This window comes from Sphingomonas immobilis, assembly GCF_030580995.1.
Classification (GTDB): domain Bacteria; phylum Pseudomonadota; class Alphaproteobacteria; order Sphingomonadales; family Sphingomonadaceae; genus Sphingomonas; species Sphingomonas immobilis.
On the sequence record NZ_JAUQSZ010000010.1, the window covers coordinates 143723 to 166409 of the forward strand.

The following is a 22687-nucleotide window of genomic DNA, read 5'->3' on the forward strand; positions in this document are numbered from 1 at the left end:
GTGCGATCGCGACGATCGATGATCCACAATGCCTACGACTTGCGCGAGCACCGCTCTAGGCCGTGGTCGCTCGTGTGCGGCCTGTTCGCCAACTAAGGGACGCCTTTTCCATGAGCCTTTTCGATCTGACCGGCAAAGTCGCCGTCATCACAGGAGCCACGAAAGGAATCGGCCGGGGCATTGCGGAGCAGATGACCGCGCACGGCGCTCGGGTCGTTGTCTCCAGCCGCAACGCGGAGGACTGTTCAGCCTTCGCCGCCGAATTGGACACGCGCTACGGAAAAGACGGTGCTCCCGTCGCCAAAGGCGCGACCTGCGATCTCGACGATCTCGCTGACATACAGCGGTTCGCCGAAGACGCGATCGAGGCTTTTGGCAGCGTCGATATTCTGGTTTGCAACGCGGCAGTCCTGCCGTTCATCGGCCCGTCGGTTCAAACGCCGCCCGACACGTTCACCCAGATTCTCAATACCAATATTCACCACAACTTTCGGCTCGTCCAAGCTCTGCGTCCGGCCATTGCCGCACAAGGCGGCGGATCGATTGTTCTCGTTGGCTCCATCGCCGGTCATGCGCCGAGCCCAAATTTGATGGCATATGCCGCGGCCAAAGCCGGAGTGTCCCACATGGCGCGCTGTCTCGCCGACGAACTGGTCGGCGAGAAGATTCGCGTCAATTGCGTAGCGCCGGGTTTCATCCGCAGCTTCAGCTCGGCGCCGGTGGTGGCGGACGAGCAGGCGATGGTACATATTGTCGGTTCGGTACCCCTCAAGCGGATCGGCGAGCCGGAAGATATCGCTGGCGCGGCGATCTTCCTGTCTTCGCGCGCGGGCTCTTATGTGACCGGGGCCACTATCCTTGTCGATGGCGGACGCCTGCAGCTGTCACCCCCGTCGCCCGCCGGGCACGATCCGACCTCGGCCTTGCGCGCAAGCGCGGAGCGCCTCAATAAAAACTGACCCACCCTCAACTGTAAGCGCGGGGGGTGCCAGCGCACCGATCGGCGACCCTCAACTTCTCGTCACACGGAGTATGTGAGCATGAGCAGACCTCTGGAAGGTATCAAAGTCGTCGAGGTCGCAATGTGGGCATTTGTGCCTTCAGCCGGCGCGGTGCTGGCTGATCTGGGTGCCGATGTCATCAAGGTTGAGCCGCCAACGGGTGATCCCATCCGCGGCCTCGTAACCGGTGGTCTTGGCGAGACCAACGGTCTGAATTTTATGTTCGAGATCTTCAATCGCGGCAAGCGCAGCATCACACTGGATCTGAAGCTGGAGGGCGCGCTCGATGTGCTGCATAAACTGCTCGCCGACGCCGATGTCTTTCTGACCAACCTGCTGCCGGCCGCGCGACGGTCCATGAGCATCGATGTCGATGCCATAACCGCGCGACATCCCAATCTCATTTACGCCGTCGGCAGCGGACAAGGCGCTCATGGGCCCGATGCCGAAAAGGGAGGCTATGATAATATCTCTTTCTGGGCGCGCTGCGGAATTGCGTCCGCTGTGACACCGGCAGGCCAGCCATATCCGGTCGGGATGCCTGGAGGTGCTTTTGGCGACGGACTTAGCGGGGCCATCTTCGCTGGCGGTATCGCCGCGGCAATTGCGCAGCGCGCGATGACCGGCAAAGCGTCCGTGGTCGATGCCTCTCTCCTCGCCACCGGCATGTGGGCAATGCAGCCTGGTATTGTCGGCTCGTCATTGGCCGGGCTCGAAGAAATGCCGAAGCCCGGACGTCTCGTCCTGCCCAATCCGCTGGTCAACACCTATCGCACCTCGGACGGGCGCTTCGTTTCACTCTGCATGTTGCAAGGCCAACGCTATTGGCCGGGTCTCTGCGTCGCAATCGGTCGCCCGGATCTCGCGACGGACCCGCGCTTCGAAAAAGAGCCTGACCGCGTCGCGAACATAAGCGCGTGCGTCGCGGTTTTGGATGAGGTTTTCGCCACCGGAACGCTTTCGGAGTGGCGCGACCGACTGGCTACTCAGGACGGGCAATGGGACGTCGTGCAAAAGGTTGGAGAGCTTGCCTCTGACGAGTCCGCATTGGCAAACCGCTTCATCCAGGATGTCGATTATGGCGATGGTCGCAGTCTCAAGATGGTCAGCGTTCCCGTGCAATTCGATCGAGAAGCGGTGACGCCGCAGCGCGGCCCTGAGCTTGGCGCCGACAGCGACGGAGTGCTCACCAGCCTTGGCTACAGCGATGATGAAATCCTCGATCTGAAGATCGCCGGCATTGTCTTCTGAGAGAATTTGTGCCGGTAGGGGGGACGGGCAACCGGCTTAGCAAAAAGGGTCTTCCGAACACCCGAAGGTCGCGAGTACGCGGGGCCGCCTTTCAGGGGTTCGCGAGGTTTGCTCGTGTCTCGTCGGTACGTAGAAAGACGCGCGGGACAAAACCCGCGCGTCTTTCATCCGTCGGGCGTCCTCGGAATCTTCGGGGATCGCGCAAGTGAGCGGCTGGATGGCCTCTCCAGCCGCGCGCCCTTCCGCGGCGACGATGCAGGCGGCCGTCCAGCGCCGCAATCCGCCGACGATTTCGTTACCGGTAAAAGAGGGACTCGGCGCCAGCGAATTGGTAGCCTCAACCATCACGACGCCGTCGTAAACGGCAGACCCAGACCGGTTGGCTGCCCGCTTTGCGCACGCTCGGCAAGACATCGGCAAAATCGGGAGGACGCTTCGCGAAGCACATGTTGGTCCTGCTGACGACCAGCCTGTCGAGCGGTATAAAGTCGAGTTTCGGAGCTGGCGACTGACCGAATATCCGCCTATCGTCACCGTCCACTCCGAGAGCGAGAGAATCGAGCTTCGGGTCCGCTGAATGCTTGCTCGGAACGTTCGCGTTTTAATAGCGGGCCTGCGGCATCGCTGATGCGATCCCGCGTCAATACCCTCCCCTCACAACATTTCCCTATGTCGCCAAGCCCAGCGGAACGATATCCCTTATGGACCGCCCGGTCCTCATAATGTTTAAGCCGCTCAAACCGTGCCAGATGATGAGAAACTACATGATCGAAGCGGAAAGGGATCGTTTTGGCAACGAAGCTACCGCTTTCACACTGAGAGACGTTAGAAAACCGGATATCTTAACTGAACAGGAGTCCTATCAATGGAGATGACATCCGCACCTCCGGCGATCCTCTTGCTACATCCCCTTCTCAATCGTATTTCACCGCGGCTTAAGACGATCGCCGAAATCTGTTCGTTGGAAGATCTGAACCGCACTCCGTCGGTTGCGCACCGCGTCCGAGTAATTGCGTCGATCGGCACGATACCTTTCAACGCAGCGGTGCTGGATCAATTGCCTGCGCTTGGCGCAATTGTCTGTATGAGCGCTGGCTACGATGCAATCGATACTGGATTGCTGACACAGCGTGGCATCTTGCTCGCGAATGCACCTGGGGCCGGAACCGATGACGTCGCGGAACTCTCGCTCGCGCTGGCCCTCGCATCCTTGCGCCGCATTCAGGGGGGTGACGCGCTCGTGCGCGGCGGTGGCTGGACCGCAGCGAACCGCGGCGAACGACGTCGCTCGCTGTTCCGGTCGAACGTCGGCATTGTCGGTCTCGGAAGCATTGGCCAACGCGCCGCCCGGCTATTTCGCGCTATCGGTGCAGAGGTGGCATGGTGGGGGCCGCGCGAGAAACCCAAAGCCTCGTATCCCCGCGCGACAACGCTCAGGGCGCTTGCAGAGCAGAGCGATGTTCTGGTTCTCACCCTGCCCCTATCCGAAGAGACTCGCGGACTGGTCGATCGCACGGTGATTGATGCGCTCGGCCCCGATGGCCTGCTCATTAATGTCGCACGCGGGCCGATCGTAGACGAGGATGCTCTTTGCAATGCGCTCGTGGAAGGAAGATTGGGTGCAGCGGCTCTCGACGTCTTCGTAGAGGAGCCCACACCGGCGTCACGATGGGCGAACGTTCCCAATGTGCTTCTTTCCCCACACGCCGGCGCTTACACCTTCGACGCAGCGGAGCGGCTCAACGACCTCGTCGTCGCGAATATCGCGCGATTCCTTACGGACGGCACGCTGCTGACGCCGGTCAGGGCGTGATGCCTGCGCCCCTCTGGTTTCGCGACGCCATTGCTTTCGCGCCGCAGCGTTCCACCATATCCGTTGCAAACGCCATTCTCGAGATCGAACAATGGGGCGCCGGGCGCGGAGTACCCTTACTCCTTTTGCACGGGCACCGTGCGAACATATCCTGGTGGCATTTCACCGCACCGCTGCTCGCGACGGATTACGACGTTACCGCCCTCGGCTTTTCCGGGATGGGAGGCTCCTCGTGGCGGCCCCTTTACACAATCGAGACATTCCTGCTCGAAGCGCGCGCGGTAGCGGAACGACTCATGGAGGAAACCGGCCAGAAGCCCGTCATCATCGGTCATTCGTTGGGCGGCCACATCGGTGCGGAACTGGCGCATCACGACAATAGCGTGCTGAGCGGGTTGATCATAATCGATGCCGGGCCAATCGCGGCCGAACGGGTCAGCGACGCGCCGGCCGCAGGCCGCTCGCCACGCGAGCTTACGGTAATGCAAGATCGTAATGCTCTGGTCAGCCGGTTTCGTCCGATGCCGACGGGGCCGGGGGTCGATCGCTACATCCTCGATCATGTCGCCGAACACGCGGTTGCGCCCGTCGCCGGCGGTTGGTCGTGGCGCGTAGATCCCGACTTACCGTCATCCCTCGGTGCCGCGCGCGCCGCTACGCGGTTCAGCGACCTGCCCTGTCGCGTCGCTCAGATCCACGGCGCGGAATCGCCGGTTATGGGACCGCGCGACGTCGCGCGTTTCCTGAAGGTCGCGCCACCGGGAACGCCCGCGGTCGCGATCCCTGCAGCCGGCCATCACGTGCTGCTGGAACAGCCAATCGCGATGGTCGCCGCGATCCGTGCGCTGCTGGCGACGCATTTCGCGCGGTAACTATGCCCCGCGCGGCAGGCCCAGTTGCCGCGTTGCCACGATATCGCACTGGATCTCGTACGCGCCCGCTGCAATCGCGCTGGCGATCGTGAAGCTGTGCGCCCAGGACAATTGCCAATCCCCGCCGATCGGCTCTTCGGATAGCACCTCCGGCATCCATGTCGAAACGAAGTCGTTGAAGGCCATGATGCATTCCTTCGCCGACATCCGCGCGACGCTCGCATCTTCGCTCGGCGGCAGGTTGCGCGCCCGCTGGTCTACCACTTCATAGGATATCAGTCGCGAAGCCTCGCACTTCGCCAGCACGATCCCAGCGTCGCGCTGGACGAGCGGATCGTTGTCGAATGTTCCGCGACGTTTCAGCTCCTTTACCGCCTGATGCATCGCATCGTGGATAATCTGATAACGCTGCACACCGACGCGCTCGTAATTGAGCGCGTAGGTCACCGGTTCCCAACCGCGATTTTCCTCAAATAGCCGATTTTCGACATGCACCCGAACATTGTCGAAATAGACCTCGTGCAGGTGCCCGTCCTCGACGATACCGGGGAAGGGCCGGATCGTGATGCCCGGCGATTTCATATCGACCAGCAGGATCGTGATGTCACGTCTTGCGGGGCCCGACCGGGTGAGTAGGAAACCCCATTCGGCAAGCCGCGCATAAGACGTCCACACCTTCATTCCGTTGACGACATATTCTTCGCCTACACGAACCGATTTCGTCTGCATTGCTGCAAGATCGGAGCCGGCCGATGGTTCGGAAAAAAGCTGACACCAGATGACGTCGCCGGCGATAATGGGCGGCAGGAAGCGCTCGCGCTGCTCGGCACTGGCGTATTTCATCAGCGCCGGCCCGAGCCAATTGACGTTCATATATTGCGGACCGCGCGGTTCGCCGCGCGGCCACATCTCTTCACCCAGGATGAAATGCTCCCAGGGTTCGCCGTCCCCGCCGCCGAATTCCTTCGGCCAATGCTGAACAAGCAACCCCTCCTTTGCCAGCTTGCCTGCGAACACGCGGCCTGCCTTTGCCTGCTCGGGCGAAGCGAGCCCGTGGCGGTGGATTTCTGGCCAATCCTCGGGGAGGTCGCGATCGATGATCGATCGTACACGCTCACGATATTTACGTTGAGCTTCTGGCCAGCCAAATTCCATGTCAGTCTCCTGATTCAGGCAGCGAAGGCAAGGCGCGACACCGCTACAGCGTTGCCACCCGGGCCGCCCATCTCGCTTTCGAGCGCGCGCATCCTGTAAGTCCAGAAGTGCAGCAAATGCTCGTTGCTGATCCCCATGCCGCCATTGAACTGATGCGTGTCAAAGCGCGTCTGGTCGATGTGGATCTGGGCGTATGTGGCCGCCGTCGCGGCATCAACGGGGTCACTGCTCCAAGCGGCCCGCAGCGCCAGATAGCGCGCGCCCCGCGCGTATTGGTGCCCTTCCGCGAGCCGGTGCTGTACCGTCTGGAACGATCCCAACGCGCGACCGAACAGATGCCGCTCCCGCACATAGTCGACGGTGAAGTTTACGGCCTGCTCCATTGCCCGCCCAGCTTCGACCGCGAGCGCCACGCGCCACCATTGTTGCAGGATCGGGATCTTGTCCGGGCCGAGCCTTGTCGCCTTGTCCAGATCGGGAAGCTGACGAAAGCGGCCATAGGGATAGGCGAAGATCGAATCCGCCAGCTCGACATTGTCAGGATCGACCTCGATCGCGAGCAGGTCGCCTTCAAATTGATATAAAGCGATCTTCGCGACCGGCAGGTAACGTTGCGGAAAATGCAGCGGACCGGAAATCAATGTGACCGGGCGCGGAAATCCCGACGGCAGGACTTTCGGCGCCACGAGGAGCGTCGTCGCCGCCTCCACCACCGATGGCAACGTACCAATCGCATCGACGACCAGCGCTGCCTCGAGCGGAGAGAATTCCTCGACGCTCGCGATGTCGAGAAACCCGCCGTCGGCGAGCGCCTGGTCCAGACCGTGATCGTAATAATGCCGGCTGAGCCGTCCTTCGCGCGGCATCTCCTGGTGCCGCGCAAGGATCGGGGCGAGGCCGTCGAGCAGCGCCTGTTGATCCGAAGACAATGCGAAATTCATGGGGCCTCCCTCAAAGTGATGGTGCTGCTGCCGGCGCCCGCGTGGCGCGGCGGCGACCAAAGAGAACCGGCATGGTACTGGCGAGAACGACGGCGAGAACAACCGCGCAGACCGCCGCCATCGACGCGCCGATCATCGCTTCGTCCCGGAAGACATATTGCGTGAAGAAACCGACTGCGGTGGGGCCTATCAACTGACCGGTGGCACTCGCCAGCAGCAGGAAAACCGCCGACATGCGGCCGCGCATCTCGACCGGCGTCGCGAGCTGGACTGCGGCGGCGGCATAGCCGGAGAAGGGAATGAACAACGTGTAAGTAACCGTCATTAGTGGCCAGTAGATCCATAGCGACCCGCCCAGCAGCGCAAGTATCCCGCAAGGCATCCCGATGACTGTCGCGACTGTTCCAAAGATTAATCCGCCATTCGGCAATCCGCGGGTGTGGATCGCATCGACGACCATGCCAGAGATCAAATGCCCCGTCAGTCCGGCCGCGAACAGCATGGCGCCCAGCCCGAGTCCGATCGTCCCCTGATCGAGGTGATAGGTGCGCAGCATATAGGTCGGCATCCACTGCAATAGCGCGATCGAGCCGGTTCCGATCGCGCAGAAGCAGCCAAAGATCGGCAACATGACGCGCCATTCGCGTAGCATGAACGCGAAGACGGATCCGCGCGCCTTCGACGCAACATCGCCCGCTTGTGTGGGCTCGCCACCGACTGGCACAGGGAGGCGGAACGCCAGCAGCGCCAGCAGCAAGCCGGGCAATCCCAACGCCAGAAAGAGGATCTTCCAAGCGCTGAGAAAGCCGAGACCTGGCAACGCGAGGCCGCTCCCTTCGCTCGACAGCCGCGCCGCCAAACCGCCGAGATAAAGTGCGAAGCCGAGACCGATCGAGGAGCCGGCCGCATACATCGAGAGCGGCAGCGCGATCTTGTTGCGCGGGAAAAGTTGCGAGATGAGCTTATACGACGACGGTGACAGCGTCGCTTCACCGGCGCCCACCATCATGCGCGCGAGCGCCAGGCCCACAAAGCCCGTCACCAAGCCGCATGCGGCGGTCGCGATCGACCAGACCGTCACGCCCCAATAGACGACGCGGCGCAGCGGACGATGGTCGACGATCCAGCCCATCGGCAGTCCGCACAAACCGTAGAAGATTGCGAAGGCCGGTCCCAGGAGCAGCCCCATCTGAAAGTCGCCGATGCCGAGTTCATGTTTGATCGGCTGCACCAGCGGCGCGAGCACGATCGAGTCCGCCTTGTTGAAGACGTAGAGAAGCGTCAGCAACGCAACCGCACGCCACGCACCCGGTACGGCTCGTTCCTGGCCCGTTTCGATTGGTGACACCCTCTTCTCCGATTCCATATTATGGATCCGGACGCTATCGGGCTGGGGCAGCCGCGACCAATAGGTCGCTGCGACCACCGATAGGCCGGAGCGATGAATCGACCCGTTCATCACCACCGCCGATCGACTGCGCGGCGCTCCGATTGGCGCTTCTGCAAGGTGCGCGGCTAGACCGACCACGAGAGCACACAGGGAGAGAAGACGCATGTTCGGCGCGCCATTGCCACTCGACGGAGTTCGCATCCTCGACATGGGCCGCCTGTTCGCAGCGCCATTCGCAACGCAGATGCTGGGAGATTTCGGCGCCGAGGTGTTTAAGATCGAGCGGCCGGGACGCGGCGACGAATTTCGCCACTATGGCCCGCCCTGGCTGATCGATGAAATGGGAAATCCAAGCCCCGCCGCACCCGAAGCGCCAGGCTATGTTTCGGTCAACCGCAACAAATACTCACTGGCGATCGACTTCCAGATCGCCGAAGGCGCGGCGTTGATCCGTGACCTCGCCCGCAAATGCGATGTGTTCGTCGAGAATTACAAGGTAGGCACGCTCGCGCGATACGGGCTGGATTACGACACGATTCGGGCGCTCAACCCTAATGTCATCTATCTATCGATTACCGGGTTCGGCCAGACGGGGCCCTACGCTCCGCGCCCCGGCACCGACATCGTGTTCCAGTCGATGTCCGGGCTGATGAGCGTCACGGGCGAACCGGACGGGCCTCCCGTTCGCAGCGGGATCGTGATGGCGGACATGGTGACGGGATTCTACGCAGTCTCCGCGATCTTGGCGGCGCTTCGCGCCCGAGAGGTTCAGGGTCACGGCGGGCAGTTCATCGATCTCGCATTGCTCGATTCGACGGTTTCGGTGATGACCGCCAAGGCAGCCGAATATTTCATGACCGGCACGGCGCCGCACCGCACCGGCAATCGCATTACCGGTTCCGTACCTGCGCAGATTTTCGAATGTGCCGATGGGCTAATCAATTGTCAGGCGAGTGCCGATCCCGATTTTGTGCGGCTTTGCGATGTGCTCGGCATTACCGAGGTGGCCGCCGATCCGCGCTTCGTCAAACGTGCCGACCGCGCCATAAACGCTGATTTATTAATCCCGTTGCTCGCTGTGCGCTTCGCTGAGCGACACGTGACTGAACTTTACGAGGCCCTTGTCGCGGCAAGCATCATCGCAGCGCCTATATACTCTCTCGACCAGACTTTTGCGGATCCACAGGTCAAGCATCGCGGCCTCAGTACGAAAGTGCAGCATGCCCATGCCGGCGAAATCGAGATATTGACCAACCCTGTCCGCTTTCACGGTGAGCCACTCACGGCTTACCGCGCCCCGCCAACACTGGGACAGGATACCGAAGCCGGCTTGACGCGCATACTCGGGGTGGACGCGGGCGAGATCGGGCGACTCCGCCGTCTTGGCGCTATCGCAACCTGAGACGACTGCGGCGCGGTCCGTCGAGGTGACAGACCGCGCCGGCCATTACAGCCTCACGCCAACTTCAAGGCCGTATGAAATCGGCCGTACGAAGCTCTGGTTCTCACCCGTCCCCGAAGTAACGATCGACAGATGGTTCTTGCTGTTGGTCAGGTTCTCGCCCCACACTCCGATATGCCAGTTCGCATGTGCCGGCTGGTAGGTTATGCTGCCGTTGGCTTGCGTGTAAGGCGGCTCCCGAAGGCGATTTAGCGGGTCCCAGTAGCTCAATCCCGCATGAAAGATATTTCCGGCAAAGGTGACGGCACCGCTTCCGACATCCAGACGATAGTCGCCGCCGAAGTTCAGCGTCACGAAGGGCGTACGGATGATGTTCTTGCCGGAGACGTCGCAGATCAGCGAGCGGTTGCCCGGTATCGCGGTGCCGGTGCCCGGAACGCAAGCGGTTGCGGGGACAGGATTCACCGACGTAGACGGGATCGTGACCGACGCGTTCGGGAAGCTGGTGAATTTGCCGCGAAGTCCCGTCGCGGCTGCGCGCAAGTTGAACGCGGGCGTCACGCGCCACTGCAACTCCGCTTCGAAACCCGTGATCTCCGTCGACGCTGCGTTTTGTAGGAAGGTCTGCCCCGTGACCGGATCGCGCGCCGTTAGCTGAACACCGTTCTGATTGCTGCGATACCCGGCAAGATTGAGTTGAACACCGCGCAGGATCTTCAGCTTCGCACCAACTTCATATTGCGTGATGTCTTCGGGATCGACTGGCGTCAAGATCAAGCTACCTGCGTTGAAAAGGCCCGATTTGAATCCTTTACCCACCTTGAAATACAGGTTGACCGCATCGGTCGGCTGATAGGACAGCGTTCCGGTCGGTGTGAAACGCGACCAGGTTTTGTGATTGAATATGGGGCCGGTCAGCGTCGACACGTTGGTGCTTTCGTTGAGCGAAGTCGAACTCGTCGAGAAAGCCTTGGTCTCCGAAGTGTAGCGACCGCCCAAAATGAGGATGATCTGTTTCGTAAATGAGATCTTGGCGTCGACGTAGCCGGCAAAGGAATCGGTTAAAAGACGCGAATAGGTGTCGGTTTTGGTAACCTGCAACGTCGTCAGATTGCGCGCTTCGGACTCCGAAGGATTGGAACGCGACGCATCGTGGAAATATACCCCGCCCACCGTCAGATCGACTGGCCCAACCGTGGCCGTGCCATAGATCTCCTGGTAGAGTGATTTTCCATAGGTGAAGAACCTAAGCTGCGATGCGAGCGGCAGCAGCGCATCCGAATCGTTCGTCCCTTTTACGATGCCGCTGGTGTACCCGGATATCGAGTGCAGCGTGACCGGGCCAACGTCCCAAGCGAGATTCAGCGAGACGTTCGTCAGGATTGTCTGGATGTCGGGATAAAAACCGAGCGAACTCTGATAGGGCTCGGTCGGGACGACCGCCGTCGGATCGACGCGAAGCGCAGTCGTGTTGCGATTGATCGGCTGGATTGCGCTGCTCGTATTGTCGCGTCCGTTGCGATACAATACGCCTAGCGTAGCGGTGAAAGTATCGGTGGGGTGCGCGACCGTTTTCCAGTGCAGTGATACGTTGTCGATCCTGGCGAGCTTCGCCCCTGAAATGATATCGCGGGCATAGCCATCATCACGCCGCCAACGACCCGCGATGCTGGTCGCGATCCGATCGCTGCCGAAAGAGACGTAGCCGCTCAAGTCGGTCATGTTGAACCGGCCGTAGCGGAAGTTCAGCTCCGCCGTCGGATCGGCGGTCGGCTCGCGTGTGATAATGTTGATCGCACCGCCGGTGGCATTGCGGCCGTAGAGTGTACTCTGCGGCCCGCGCAGTACCTCAATGCGTGACACGTCGCTCAGGTCGAAGAACGAGGCGAGCTGGAACGGCTGATATACACCGTCGATGAAGATCGGCACGACGGACTCATCGCCCGCATTCACGCCGCGCGTGCCGACGCCGCGGATCGTCGCCTGGGGTGCGAAAGCAGATTGAGTGAAGTTCAGCGCCGGTGCGACCTGCGTGAGCTTGGCGGTGGAATCGATACCGCTGCGCGCCAACTGAATGGCCTCGATCGCAGTTACGGAGATCGGCACATCTTGCAGCCGCTCACTGCGACGCTGCGCGGTAACGACAATATCATCGGTGTCAGGCGCAGCGGTGGCCGGCGCCGAATCCGGTGCGTTCTGCGCCATCGCCGGAACACTCCATCCGAGCGCTGTCGAGGCGAGCAACAGCGCACCAACCCATCGAAAATCTGATTTCCCCATTTACCCTCTCCTGTTGGAACCCGCGGTTCTCTGTCAGTGGACGGTAGGTTGGGCCCTGTTCACACGCCAATCAGTTGGGTGAAGCATCGATAGCTAGCGGCAATGGCTCAGCCTTCGCGCGGTTCGGGCGCATAGCTGGTTGCCATCTGCCACAACAGATCGACCGCCGGATTGGCGGAATCTCGCTTTCGGAATAGCGCGAGCGTAGTCGTCAGCGGTGCACCGGACATCGGGATTCCGATAACGCCGTCCAGCAGCTTGCGCGCCGCGACGATCGATCGCCATTTGATCGTTAGATGGCCGCGCGCTCGCGCGAAATCCTCGATCGTCCTCCGGTTGGACTCAGGCCCCTGGACTAACTGGACTCCCGCCGCCGCGAAACGCGTGTAGATCAGGTCGTAGAGCGCAGGATCGTCGCCACGCGGAAAGGTCACTAGTCGCTCGCCCGGGAGATCTTGGATGGCGAGCGTCGTGCTTTCTGCAAGTCGGTGCGCCGTCGGCACGAGCAGATGCGCGATACTGCGATGAATCGGGCGCATCTCGAACTCGCCGTTTGAATCCGTGGGATAGTAGAAGCCTATAAAGGCATCGACCTCTCCCGCCCGCAGCATTTCGCGAAACGAGTGCGGGCCATCGACTATTTCCAGACGCGTCCACGGGGCAGCCGCAACGAAACCGTCGATCAGGGCGATACGCTCCGGGACTTCCCGCGTCAGGGCGAGAGTGCCGAGACGAAGCGTGCCGTTGACGCCCGAGCGCACCATGTCGATGAAGCGGCGTCCTTCGTTATGAGCATGAGTGATGCGCTGCGCGTGCGGCAAGAACGCGATCCCCTCCACCGTAAGCTCGACGGCGCGCGACGTGCGCGCGAACAGCGAGAAGCCGAGTTGGCTCTCCAGCTTCAGAATCTGTTCGGAAATCGACGGCTGCGACAGGCCCATCAGCTCGGCTGCGCCTGTGAAGGACTTGTGTTCGGCAACGACTGCGAAGCAGACCGCGAGGCGCGGTTCAAATACTGTCGTCACGATGCGATGGCCTGCCTCGTGTCTTCGTCTTCCGGCGCGCAGTACAGCATCCGCGCCAGCCGCCAGACCCGGTCGGCGGCGGTCCCGGGCAACAGCCCGCGGCACCGCGCCAGCACCAGTGTGCAGCTGATCGGGGGATCAACGATGGGGATCGCAACGCCGCCGTCCAACGTCCGGCGCGACCCGCCCGGCCGCCCCCAACGTAGCGACGGCAAGCCGCGCTGCGTCGCAAAGGCGTTGATCGCGCGGGAATCCGATTCCGGCGCCTCCACGCAAAATTTGTCGAAACCCTCAATTGCTCGGAACACGCGGGCATGAAGCTGCGGATCACCGCGTACCGGCCCACACACCACAGCCCTGCCCGCCAGCGAAGCCGCCGTGACGACCTTGTGTCGCGTTAGCGGGTCGGTCGGCGGCACCAGCAACTGCGCCTCGTAGCGTGCCAGCGTCATCGCTTCGACGCGCTCCGCTCCCTCGACACTCTCACCAAATGTGATGACCAGATCGATCTCACGATCCCGAAGCATCCGCAGTAACGCAGGGGTGTCGTCGTTGATGATCGAGACATCCACTGTCGGATTGCGCCGCAGGAACTGCTCGATCAATCGTCGCCGGTGGGGATCGGCAGCGAGCTTGCGGCACGCTCCGATCCGCACCCGGTGCGTCATCAGCGTTCGGACACCGGCGGCATGGGCTTGGGCGTCGGACATGGCAGCCGCAATCTCGCGCGCGCTCGGCAGCAGAGCCTGACCAAGCGCTGTCAGCTGAACGCGGCGCGATGACCGGACGAACAATTGCTGTCCAAGCTGCGCCTCGAGCCTCGCGATCTGTTCAGAAACCCAAGGCTGGCCACGATCAAGGTCTCGCGCAGCGGCCGTGAACGAACAAAGCCGCGCAACGGCCTCGAACGTTAGGAACATGCGCATATCCAGCGCGACATCTTCAAAATGCGGAATGCCGAAGCGAGTGTCGCCAGCCATTCAGGTGCCTCTCAACGCCCCGTCCATTGCGGCGGACGCTTTTCTACGAACGCGCGCGGCCCCTCGGCATAGTCTTGCGTTCGGATGAGCCGCTCCCGTGCTTCGGACGTAATATCACGCAGTTCGGATTCCGTGCAATCCCACGCCCTGCGTGCCACCCTCAAGCTCTCGCGCACTGCTACCGGCGAACCCTTGCAGACCAGCGCGGCAAAGGCCAACGCCTCGTCTATCAGTTGGTCTTGCGGCACCACTCTATTCACCAGATCGAGCGCCAGTGCGCGTTCCGCCGCAATCGGAATGCCCAGGCCGATCATCTCGAACGCGACCGCGCGCGGAATCGCGCGCGGCAGCCGCCACATGCCCCCCGCGCCGGCCATTACGCTGCGATGCACCTCTGGCAGGCCGATTGTTACGTTGTCGCCGATGACGCTGAAGTCGCACGCCAGCATCAGTTCGCAGCCGCCGCCTAGCGCCGGGCCATTAACCGCGGCGATCCACGGCTTCTTTCGATCGGCAAAAACGAAGCCGGCAAACCCGTTTTCGGGTGTGCTCAATTCCGCCGTGCGCCCGGCTGCAACTGCCTTAAGGTCGGCACCGGCGCAGAACGCTTTGTCGCCCGCGCCGGTGAGGATAGCGACCCAGATGTCATCATCCTCGTCGACCTGGCGGATCGCGGCGGCGAGTCCCTTGGCCACATCAGGGCTGACTGCGTTGCGCGCGTTCGGCCGGTTGATCGTAACCAGGAGAACATGATCGCGAACCCGCTGCGTCAGTAACTCCGCCTCACCCTGCGCTGCCACCATTGCCATCCCGATACCTCTCATTGTTACCTGCCGTCTGCTGTCGCCGATGGCGCTTGCGAAATCGATTGGTGCAGGGATTGATAGGCGCGACTGATGATATCGGCGTCGCCGATACCTTCACGCAGCATTTGATTGTTAGCGGGCGCCGAGTGTCGCGTAGGGGCGATGGCCAAGTAACGCCGTTACGGCGGATGCGGGGAGAGATTTCATGGCGTCGCTGCTGGACGGGATACGCGTGCTGGATCTCGGGCGGATGCTTGCTGCCCCCACCGCGACGCAGATGCTGGCGGATTTCGGCGCCGAGGTCATCAAGATCGAACGCCCGGGTCGCGGTGACGACAATCGAAGGCTGGTCGCTCCCGAACTTCGAGATGCGCACAGCGCCGTCAATGCGCCGCTTTTCGTTGCCGCCAACCGCGGCAAACGATCGGTAACGATCGATCTGGGGAGTGCCGAAGGGCAGCAGCTTGTCCGCGACCTCTCCCGGCACTGCGACGTCCTGATCGAGAATTTCAAGCCGGGCGACCTTGCGCGCAAGGGTCTCGACTATGACAGCATCCGCGCGATCAATCCCGACATCGTCTACTGCTCGCTGACGGCTTTCGGCCAAACCGGGCCGCTTGCCTCTGGCGGCGGGATCGACAGCGTGTTCCAGGCGATGAGCGGCGTGATGGGCGTTACCGGCGAGCCCGATTCCGGTCCACTCAAAGTCGGCTTCTTCGTCGGCGACGTGCTGGGCGGGCTCTATGCGGCGATCGGTATTCTCGCTGCTTTGCTCCACAAGCAGCGCGGCGGTGGCGGGCAAGCGATCGACATCTCCATGGTCGAGACGATGATCGCGGCGCTGGGCCATCATTATCAATCCTATCTTATGACCGGCACCGTGCCTCCGCGCATGGGCAACGGCTCCGCTGAGGGATCGGTCCCGGTCGGCGCGTTTCGCTGCACCGACGGATATGTTCAGGTGTCCGCAGTCGGTCAGGATCGCTACCGGTTGTTGTGCGAAGGGCTTGGTCGCCCGGACTTGCTGACACATGCCCATTTCGCGACACCTGAGGACCGGGTCGCCCACAAAGGCGAGACGATGGGGATATTCCAGGACATTTTTGAAACCAACAGCTGCTCGCACTGGGTCAACCTGCTCGCCCCGAAGGGCGTCATCATTGCCCGCGTCAACACCATTCCCGACGCGCTCGCCGAACCGCAGATGGTCGCCCGCGAAATCGTTCGTGAAGTGACCCACGCGGAATCCGGCCATATGCGCTTGATCGCCAACCCGGTTCGTCTCTCCCGCACACCAGTGGACTACAAGCCGACGCCAGTCCTGGGGGAGGACAGCGTTGATGTCCTGCGATCGATCCTCGGGCTCGACGATACCCGCATTGACATGCTGCGGGCGGCCGGCATCCTGTGACGGTCGGAGCCTCGCTCATGACGGATCCAGCGAACGACGCACCGGTCTGGTTTATCGAGGCGATAAACAGGCCTCACGTCGCACACATCTCGCAAGCCTGCGATTGTTCGATACAGTGGCTGGAATGGGGTTCGCGCGACCGGCCGACACTTTTGCTTTTGCACGGCATCCTCGCGCACGCCGGTTGGTGGCGCGCAGTCGCAGGCTTGATGTGCGACGATTGGCACGTGGTGGCGCCGTCCTGGCCGGGCATGGGCGGATCGCAGTGGCGTGAGCGGTACAGCAAAGACGATTATACGGCGACACTGATAGATTTCGCGATCGGGTCCGGCCTCTTTGAAGACGGCAGGCGACCGGTGATCGCGGCGCATTCCTTTGGCGCCGTCGTCGCGCTTGGAGCGGTCGGACTTGAAGCGCGCTTTGGTGGTCTCATCATGATCGATCGCGCCATTGAGGCCGAATTCAATGGCGACCGGATTCAGCCCAGCGCGGCGCGCCGTCACTTCGCCACCGTTGCCGAAGCGCGCGCACGCTATCGACTGTTCCCGGAAGAGCCCGCTCCCGATTTCATTATCGATCAGGTCGTGGCAGACGGCTTGTGCGCGGCCGACGGAGGCGGCCACTATTGGCGGCAGGACCCGATGTTACTGCGGGACATCGGTAGTACGCCCGATCTTTCCCAGGCCTTTTCAGCCGCACTGTGTCCCGTTGCGTTTGTGCGTGGCGACGCAAGCGAGGCCTTTGACGCGGCACGTGAGGTACGCAACCGCGCTATCACACCGTCGGGCACCCCACATTTGGTAATTACCCGAGCAGGACATCACGTTCCGCTACAGAATCCTCCCGCGCTGGCAGTCGCGATCGCCATACTCGCATCGAAAATGATTGGGAGTTCCACGTATGACTGAGACCGGCCAAGATTTTGCCGTCGAGCGGGCCACCCGAAAGCGATCCCTCGCAATCGCGTTCCGCGCGTTTGCACGACACGGGTTCGACATGGGATTGGCCGGTCACATCACGGCGCGCGATCCAGAGTTTGCGGACTGCTTTTGGGTCAATCCGCTCGGAATGCATTTTAGCCGTATCACGGCGGGCGATTTGCTGCTGGTCGACCACAATTCGAAGGTGATCCACGGCAGCGGGTCGCTTAACCGCGCTGCATTCGCAATCCATTCGGCGATCCACCACGCCCGACCCGACGTGATCGCCGCGTGTCACGCGCACAGCACTGCGGGTCGCGCTTTTTCGGCGATCGACGATGTGTTGCTGCCGCTGACCCAGGACAGTTGCGCGTTTTTCGGGGACTTGGCAGTCTACGACGAATATAGCGGCGTCGTGTTTGGCGAGGACGAGGGAGTTCGGATCGCGAGGACGCTTGGACAAAGCAAGGCAGCGATCCTTCGCAATCACGGTCTGCTGACTGTGGGCCAATCGGTCGAAGAAGCGGCTTGGTGGTTCCTCAGCCTCGAAGACTGCTGCAACGTCCAGCTGCTCGCGCGCGCCGCGGGCACGGTGAAGCCCATGTCACAAGAAGCTGCCGCACATACCGCTGGCCAAGTTGGAACGACTGTTGGCGGCAAGCGCGCATTCGGTCCGATCGCTCGAATGATCGCCGAGATGGAGCCGGATGCGCTCGAAGACGTCGAATTGACCCTGCGGGAGGCAGTAGCCCAGCCTGCACCATAGCTTAAGACAATGACTGTGGATTTACGGACTCGGGTGAAGCCAGGTTCAGCCTGCAGCAACGCTGATCCCGCCACAGGTTAGCGGTCAACGTCGGATGCAAACTCATTCGGCGTCGGGCTTAAGAAACTCCTATTTCGCAAGAGCTGAAGCCATCGAGCCGCCCGGCGCAGTTTACGTCCCTTAGGCGGCGATCGGAATGACCGCGCGCGCTGCCAATTCGTCGAGACCCTCTGTGATCCAACGTGCATAATGCCTTTCGATCATTCCCACAGAGGTGTCGTGGAGCGCCGCGACAAGACGGATAGGCAACCCGAAACGCAGGCCACGCACAATTGAGCTATGCCGTAACGCATACGGAATGGTGGAGGTTGGCAATCCTGCGGCAACAACGGTTTGTTTCCATAGTTGGGACATCTCCGAAGCGGTATACCACGGACCGCGATCGACGCGCTCCCATGTCATCGGGGCGATTTGCTTGTGCCTCCAGCGTTCCAGCAGGGTCGCGGTTGGGCTGCGGCCTTTGGTGACTGGAGCGAGTTCAGCGAGGGTATCGGCTCCAACCTGAACGCGAATATATTGGAGGACGCGCTTCTTACCCTTAAATGACTGCGGCACCAGCACACGGTTGTGCTCCGCCTGAACGTCGCCGACCGTCATGCGTGCCAGCTGCGCAAAACGTGCACCGGTGGCGGCGAGCATCACGACGAGTCGACCGAAATCCTCATCCAACGCGCGCGCGGCCGCCACTATCTTACGCATTTGGTCGTCGCTTAAGATCTGGTTCTCGCGAGCGATTGGCCGGGAAATTTCGGGTGCGCTCACGGTAAGGCCCCATTTGATCGTGTTAGGCAGGTCAGCGGGAAGTTGCCTGCGATGCTCGGCATACGCCGCGTTGAGCGCAGCCTTGAAATCGTTGACCAACCGCTGGACGCCCCCCGGATTGGTTCGCGAAATGCGCATCTGCCATTCGCGCAGGTCTTTCTCGGCGATATTCGCGAGCAGGAGCGGCGCAATGGTTTCGTCATCGAGAACATGGGGGGTGAGCTTATAATGGGCGTCTGATCGAACGAGCCGTCCGACTTGCTTGGCGCGCCGAGCATCACGCAAAACAAGATAGGCACGCACCGCTTCCGCAACCGTGATCTGAGAATTGTCGTCCGTAACATCGGGGCCTCGCAGGCTCGCCTCGACCCAGCGAAGCGCCGCCTCGAACGCCTCGCGATAACTGAGGATCGTCTTTCCATCACGGTCGCAGTGGTCATCGGCCTCGCCGAGCACCCCGGTTACATATCGCGCATCCGGCATCTTACATCGCGCAATCCACGATCCTTTCAGCCGCCCCTTCCGATAGCCGAGGTGGACCCCTTCTGAGAGGGAACGCCAATACGTTTCGTGGCGAACCTTAAGACGACTGCGAGCGGCGCGGTCCTGAAGGCGGTAATCGATGACGGTGCGAGCCATCTGCTTGTCCAGAATTTGTCTACTATACAGCTCAGATTCTACCGGATCAGCATGGATAGTCCAGCCATAAGTATCTGAAATTATTATGTCCTGGGAAGTCCGAGAACGTTTTCGATACGCTCTTTCACGGCTGAAATACGGGTTCGAATCCCGTAGGGGTCACCAGCGAGACGCGAAATGTGCGGGGCACATCTCGCGCACGCTGGTGACGGGAGCGCAAGCGACCTCACTCAGCACGGCGCCCTCCCAGCCCTCAACACTCCACCACGTTCACCGCCAGCCCGCCCAGCGACGTCTCCTTGTATTTCGATCGCATGTCCTCGCCTGTCTGGCGCATCGTCTCGATGACGGCGTCGAGGCTGACGATGTGGCTGCCGTTGCCGTGCAGCGCGAGGTAAGCGGCGTTGATCGCCTTGATCGCGCCCATCGTGTTGCGTTCGATGCACGGAATCTGGACGAGCCCGCCGATCGGATCGCACGTCAGCCCGAGGTTGTGTTCCATGCCGATCTCGGCGGCATTCTCGATCTGCCCCGGCGTGCCCCCCAGCGCCGCGGCCAGCCCGCCCGCCGCCATCGAGCACGCCACGCCGACCTCGCCCTGGCATCCCATCTCGGCGGCGGAGATCGAGGCGCGCTTCTTGTAGATGCAGCCGATCGCCGATGCCGTCAGCAACAGGTCGTGCGCGCCGCGCGGCGTCGCGCCGTGGACGAAGGTCTCGTAGTAGCGCAGCACCGCCGGGATGACGCCCGCCGCGCCGTTCGTGGGCGCCGTCACGACCCGGCCGCCGGCGGCATTCTCCTCGTTGACGGCGAGCGCCCACAGACTCACCCAGTCGAACACCGTCGACGGATCGCTGCGCGGACCCCGCGCGACCAGCTTGTCGTGCAGCGCCTTGGCGCGGCGCGGCACTTCGAGCCCGCCCGGCAGCACGCCGTCGCTGCGGCACCCGCGCTCGATGCTCGCCACCATCGCCGCGCGCACGCCGTCGAGGAACGCCTCGGTCTCCGCCGGCGCGCGCCACGTCGCCTCGTTGGCGCGTTCGAGATCGGCGATCGTCAGCCCCGTCTCCGCCGTCAGCGCCAGCATCTGTTCGCCCGACGAGAAGGGATAGGGCAGCACGATGTTGAGCCGCGCCGGCTCGACCCCGTCCTCGACGATCGCACCGCCGCCGATCGAATAGAAGCGGCGCGTCACGCTCGCCCCGTCGTCCAGCACCGCGACGCACGTCATGCCGTTGGGATGCCCCGGCAGGAACGCCTTGTCGAACACGAGATCGATCGCGGGATCGAACGGCACCGCCTGCCGGCCCGCCAGCATCAGCGCCCGCTCGCCGTGGATCGCCGCGACGATGGCAGGGACGGCATCGGGATCGACCCCCTCGGGCGTGAAGCCGGCAAGGCCGAGCAGCACCGCCCGGTCCGTCGCATGGCCCCGCCCCGTCAGCGCGAGGCTGCCGTGCAGCGTCACCGAGAGCGACGCGACGCCGCGATCGGCGACGCCCTCGGCAAAAACCCGCGCCGCGCGCATCGGCCCGACGGTGTGCGAGCTCGACGGGCCGATGCCGACCGTGAACAATTCGGTGACGCTGATCGGGCGCGTCGGGTCGGCTTTGGCATGGAGGCTGGGCATCGCCCCCACAGTGGAGGCCGCGTCGCCTCAGGGCAACCGTGTTAGGGCGCGGCGCGCGCTATTCCGCGCTCATCATCAGCATCACCCGCGTCGAACACAGCGCGCAGTCGAGCCCCGCCCCCGCCGCGGCGCTGCACTCCAGCCCTTCCGCGCAGGTGGTGCGGCATCCGACGAGATCGAGCAGCAGGCTCTCATCGCCGCTCGCCGCCGCGTCACTGCCGATCGTCATGCGCCGGCCCAACGCCGCCTCGTAGAAGCGCACGAGGCTGTCGAGCACCGGCGACAGGATCTTGGCGCCGCCAAGCGCGGGGAGTTGCGACAGCGCGACCTGGATCGGCTGACGCGCCTCGCGTGCCGCCGCGCGGGCGCGCACCGCACCGAGCAGCAGCGCCTCGTAAAGCGGCGTCGTCGCCACCGGGGAAGCCACGCTGCCCATATCTCGCATCCTCTTATTGCGAATCGTTCTCAACGATACCGCAAACCCCGATTCGCGCAAGCACGATGACGCGGAACGCCCGGAAATATCGCCACGCCGAGTCCACCCCCGGTCGGCCGGAATCGCTGCGGGATATGGCCGCGCTCACCGCACTCTGATACAGGCGCGCGCAGATGCCGGGCACCCGCACCAATCCCCTCCGCCGCCTGCTCGTCGGGCGCGTGCAGGGCGTGCTCAACAATCGCGCGAGCGGCGAGACGCCGGTGGTGCGCTCCGCCCATGCGCTTTACCCGCCCGATTCCGTCATCTGGCGCGTCCACGGCGATGTCACGACGATGATGATCGGCGGCGTCACCGCGCTTTTGCTGCAGATGCTGCACCCCGCCGCACTGGCGGGGGTGTGGGATCACAGCACCTTCCGCAGCGACATGCTCGGCCGGTTGCGGCGCACCGCACGCTTCATCGCCGTCACTACATACGGCGAGCGCGCCGCCGCGGAGGCCGCGATCGAAAAGGTCCGCAGCGTGCATCTCGGCGTGAACGGCGTCCTGCCCGACGGCACGCCCTATGCCGCCAGCGATCCGAAGCTGCTGGCGTGGGTGCATGTGTGCGAGGTGATCGGTTTCCTCGATGCCTGGATCCGCTACGGCGAGCGCGGCATGTCGCTGGCCGATCAGGACACGTACGTCGCGCAGGCCGGGCTCGTCGCGACCGCGCTCGGCTGCGATCCGGTGCCGCAGACCCGCGCGGAGGCCGAGGCGCTGGTCGCCGCGTTCCGCCCCGCCCTCACCGCCAATGCTCGCACGCGCGAGGTTGCGCGGATGGTGCTGACGCAGCCCGCGCCGTCGCTCGGCTTCGCGCCGGTACAGCGCATGCTGATGCACGCCGCCGTCGATCTGATGCCGCCCTGGGCGAAAGACCTGCACGGCCTCCATCCTTCCGCGATCGAGGTGCCGGTGGTCCGCGCCGGCACGATGGCGATCGCGCAATCGCTGCAATGGGCCTTCGCCGGGCGCGCCACCCCGCGGGACTGACGCGCTGTCCTACACGCAAGGCGTATGATATCGCGTATCGGCTCTTTGAAATTCGGCGTTTTCAGCTGCTTCCGAAAAGGCATAGCGATCCGCGCGCCCCTCGGATCAGTGTG

The 22687-nt window shown here is 62.7% G+C and carries 19 protein-coding genes; 9 read left to right on the forward strand and 10 right to left on the reverse strand.

The genetic code is table 11. The features are described 5' to 3' along the window. Nucleotides 1–110 precede the first annotated feature (110 nt). The 4 genes from Q5H94_RS14905 (at nt 111) to Q5H94_RS14920 (ending at nt 4937) form a co-directional block, all read left to right on the forward strand. Nucleotides 111–959, forward strand: coding sequence for an SDR family NAD(P)-dependent oxidoreductase (locus Q5H94_RS14905; RefSeq protein ID WP_304562080.1), 849 nt, complete (start codon nt 111–113; stop codon nt 957–959). Nucleotides 960–1040: 81 nt separating this feature from the next. Further along, nucleotides 1041–2252, forward strand: a complete 1212-nt coding sequence (locus Q5H94_RS14910) for a CaiB/BaiF CoA transferase family protein (protein ID WP_304562081.1) — start codon at nt 1041–1043, stop codon at nt 2250–2252. 865 nt (nt 2253–3117) lie between these two features. Further along, nucleotides 3118–4065, forward strand: coding sequence for an NAD(P)-dependent oxidoreductase (locus Q5H94_RS14915; RefSeq protein WP_304562082.1), 948 nt, complete (start codon nt 3118–3120; stop codon nt 4063–4065). Next, complete coding sequence (locus Q5H94_RS14920) at nt 4065–4937, forward strand: alpha/beta fold hydrolase (protein ID WP_304562083.1); 873 nt, start codon at nt 4065–4067, stop codon at nt 4935–4937. Before Q5H94_RS14915 ends, Q5H94_RS14920 begins: the two co-directional genes overlap by 1 nt. Here the strand turns inward: Q5H94_RS14920 and Q5H94_RS14925 are convergent, their stop codons facing one another. From Q5H94_RS14925 to Q5H94_RS14935, 3 genes are read right to left on the reverse strand one after another with little or no spacing between them, the layout of a single operon-like run. Further along, the gene (locus Q5H94_RS14925) at nt 4938–6092 is read right to left on the reverse strand and encodes an acyl-CoA dehydrogenase family protein (RefSeq protein ID WP_304562084.1); all 1155 of its coding nucleotides are present in this window, start codon (nt 6090–6092) and stop codon (nt 4938–4940) included. A gap of 14 nt (nt 6093–6106) precedes the next feature. Continuing rightward, on the reverse strand, nt 6107–7033 hold the full coding sequence (locus Q5H94_RS14930) for an acyl-CoA dehydrogenase family protein (protein WP_304562085.1): 927 nt from the start codon (nt 7031–7033) through the stop codon (nt 6107–6109). 10 nt (nt 7034–7043) lie between these two features. Beyond that, on the reverse strand, nt 7044–8321 hold the full coding sequence (locus tag Q5H94_RS14935) for an MFS transporter (protein ID WP_304562086.1): 1278 nt from the start codon (nt 8319–8321) through the stop codon (nt 7044–7046). 265 nt (nt 8322–8586) lie between these two features. Here Q5H94_RS14935 and Q5H94_RS14940 point away from each other — a divergent pair, with 265 nt between their 5' ends. Continuing rightward, nucleotides 8587–9825, forward strand: coding sequence for a CaiB/BaiF CoA transferase family protein (locus Q5H94_RS14940; protein WP_304562087.1), 1239 nt, complete (start codon nt 8587–8589; stop codon nt 9823–9825). A 45-nt stretch (nt 9826–9870) separates the two neighbouring features. Here the strand turns inward: Q5H94_RS14940 and Q5H94_RS14945 are convergent, their stop codons facing one another. The 4 genes from Q5H94_RS14945 to Q5H94_RS14960 all read right to left on the reverse strand — a co-directional run bounded on the left by Q5H94_RS14945 (nt 9871) and on the right by Q5H94_RS14960 (nt 14919). Beyond that, entirely contained in the window at nt 9871–12105 is a 2235-nt protein-coding gene (locus tag Q5H94_RS14945) for a TonB-dependent receptor (protein WP_304562088.1), read from the reverse strand. Between the two features lie 107 nt (nt 12106–12212). Further along, complete coding sequence (locus Q5H94_RS14950; protein ID WP_304562089.1) at nt 12213–13130, reverse strand: LysR family transcriptional regulator; 918 nt, start codon at nt 13128–13130, stop codon at nt 12213–12215. Next, nucleotides 13127–14110 carry a LysR family transcriptional regulator gene (locus tag Q5H94_RS14955; protein ID WP_304562090.1) on the reverse strand — a complete coding sequence of 328 codons (984 nt, stop codon included), beginning with the start codon at nt 14108–14110 and terminating at the stop codon, nt 13127–13129. The genes Q5H94_RS14950 and Q5H94_RS14955 overlap by 4 nt, the downstream gene beginning before the upstream one ends. Nucleotides 14111–14121: 11 nt before the next feature. Beyond that, on the reverse strand, nt 14122–14919 hold the full coding sequence (locus Q5H94_RS14960) for an enoyl-CoA hydratase-related protein (RefSeq protein ID WP_304562091.1): 798 nt from the start codon (nt 14917–14919) through the stop codon (nt 14122–14124). 202 nt (nt 14920–15121) lie between these two features. Here Q5H94_RS14960 and Q5H94_RS14965 point away from each other — a divergent pair, with 202 nt between their 5' ends. The 3 genes from Q5H94_RS14965 to Q5H94_RS14975 are packed head-to-tail and all read left to right on the forward strand — an operon-like array spanning nt 15122 to nt 18013. Next, on the forward strand, nt 15122–16327 hold the full coding sequence (locus Q5H94_RS14965) for a CaiB/BaiF CoA transferase family protein (protein ID WP_304562092.1): 1206 nt from the start codon (nt 15122–15124) through the stop codon (nt 16325–16327). A 17-nt stretch (nt 16328–16344) separates the two neighbouring features. Next, a complete protein-coding gene (locus tag Q5H94_RS14970; protein ID WP_304562093.1) occupies nt 16345–17235 on the forward strand; it encodes an alpha/beta fold hydrolase in 891 nt (296 codons plus the stop codon). Further along, on the forward strand, nt 17228–18013 hold the full coding sequence (locus Q5H94_RS14975) for a class II aldolase/adducin family protein (protein WP_304562094.1): 786 nt from the start codon (nt 17228–17230) through the stop codon (nt 18011–18013). Before Q5H94_RS14970 ends, Q5H94_RS14975 begins: the two co-directional genes overlap by 8 nt. Nucleotides 18014–18193: 180 nt before the next feature. Here the strand turns inward: Q5H94_RS14975 and Q5H94_RS14980 are convergent, their stop codons facing one another. From Q5H94_RS14980 to Q5H94_RS14990, 3 genes are all read right to left on the reverse strand, one after another. After that, nucleotides 18194–19474, reverse strand: coding sequence for a tyrosine-type recombinase/integrase (locus Q5H94_RS14980; RefSeq protein ID WP_304562095.1), 1281 nt, complete (start codon nt 19472–19474; stop codon nt 18194–18196). Nucleotides 19475–19727: 253 nt separating this feature from the next. Continuing rightward, nucleotides 19728–21104, reverse strand: coding sequence for an L-serine ammonia-lyase (locus Q5H94_RS14985; RefSeq protein ID WP_304562096.1), 1377 nt, complete (start codon nt 21102–21104; stop codon nt 19728–19730). 58 nt (nt 21105–21162) lie between these two features. Then, nucleotides 21163–21540 (reverse strand): hypothetical protein, encoded by a 378-nt coding sequence (locus tag Q5H94_RS14990; protein ID WP_304562097.1) that lies wholly within the window; start codon nt 21538–21540, stop codon nt 21163–21165. 173 nt (nt 21541–21713) lie between these two features. Here Q5H94_RS14990 and Q5H94_RS14995 point away from each other — a divergent pair, with 173 nt between their 5' ends. Beyond that, on the forward strand, nt 21714–22574 hold the full coding sequence (locus Q5H94_RS14995; protein WP_304562098.1) for an oxygenase MpaB family protein: 861 nt from the start codon (nt 21714–21716) through the stop codon (nt 22572–22574). Nucleotides 22575–22687 lie beyond the last annotated feature (113 nt).

Bases quoted from the DNA above. Each gene is read 5' to 3' on its own strand.
- Q5H94_RS14905 (WP_304562080.1), top strand. From the start codon at position 111: ATGAGCCTTTTCGATCTGACCGGCAAAGTCGCCGTCATCACAGGAGCC.
- Q5H94_RS14910 (WP_304562081.1), top strand. From the start codon at position 1,041: ATGAGCAGACCTCTGGAAGGTATCAAAGTCGTCGAGGTCGCAATGTGG.
- Q5H94_RS14915 (WP_304562082.1), top strand. From the start codon at position 3,118: ATGGAGATGACATCCGCACCTCCGGCGATCCTCTTGCTACATCCCCTT.
- Q5H94_RS14920 (WP_304562083.1), top strand. From the start codon at position 4,065: ATGCCTGCGCCCCTCTGGTTTCGCGACGCCATTGCTTTCGCGCCGCAG.
- Q5H94_RS14925 (WP_304562084.1), bottom strand. From the start codon at position 6,092: ATGGAATTTGGCTGGCCAGAAGCTCAACGTAAATATCGTGAGCGTGTA.
- Q5H94_RS14930 (WP_304562085.1), bottom strand. From the start codon at position 7,033: ATGAATTTCGCATTGTCTTCGGATCAACAGGCGCTGCTCGACGGCCTC.
- Q5H94_RS14940 (WP_304562087.1), top strand. From the start codon at position 8,587: ATGTTCGGCGCGCCATTGCCACTCGACGGAGTTCGCATCCTCGACATG.
- Q5H94_RS14945 (WP_304562088.1), bottom strand. From the start codon at position 12,105: ATGGGGAAATCAGATTTTCGATGGGTTGGTGCGCTGTTGCTCGCCTCG.
- Q5H94_RS14955 (WP_304562090.1), bottom strand. From the start codon at position 14,110: ATGGCTGGCGACACTCGCTTCGGCATTCCGCATTTTGAAGATGTCGCG.
- Q5H94_RS14960 (WP_304562091.1), bottom strand. From the start codon at position 14,919: ATGGCAATGGTGGCAGCGCAGGGTGAGGCGGAGTTACTGACGCAGCGG.
- Q5H94_RS14965 (WP_304562092.1), top strand. From the start codon at position 15,122: ATGGCGTCGCTGCTGGACGGGATACGCGTGCTGGATCTCGGGCGGATG.
- Q5H94_RS14970 (WP_304562093.1), top strand. From the start codon at position 16,345: ATGACGGATCCAGCGAACGACGCACCGGTCTGGTTTATCGAGGCGATA.
- Q5H94_RS14975 (WP_304562094.1), top strand. From the start codon at position 17,228: ATGACTGAGACCGGCCAAGATTTTGCCGTCGAGCGGGCCACCCGAAAG.
- Q5H94_RS14980 (WP_304562095.1), bottom strand. From the start codon at position 19,474: ATGGCTCGCACCGTCATCGATTACCGCCTTCAGGACCGCGCCGCTCGC.
- Q5H94_RS14985 (WP_304562096.1), bottom strand. From the start codon at position 21,104: ATGCCCAGCCTCCATGCCAAAGCCGACCCGACGCGCCCGATCAGCGTC.
- Q5H94_RS14990 (WP_304562097.1), bottom strand. From the start codon at position 21,540: ATGGGCAGCGTGGCTTCCCCGGTGGCGACGACGCCGCTTTACGAGGCG.
- Q5H94_RS14995 (WP_304562098.1), top strand. From the start codon at position 21,714: ATGCCGGGCACCCGCACCAATCCCCTCCGCCGCCTGCTCGTCGGGCGC.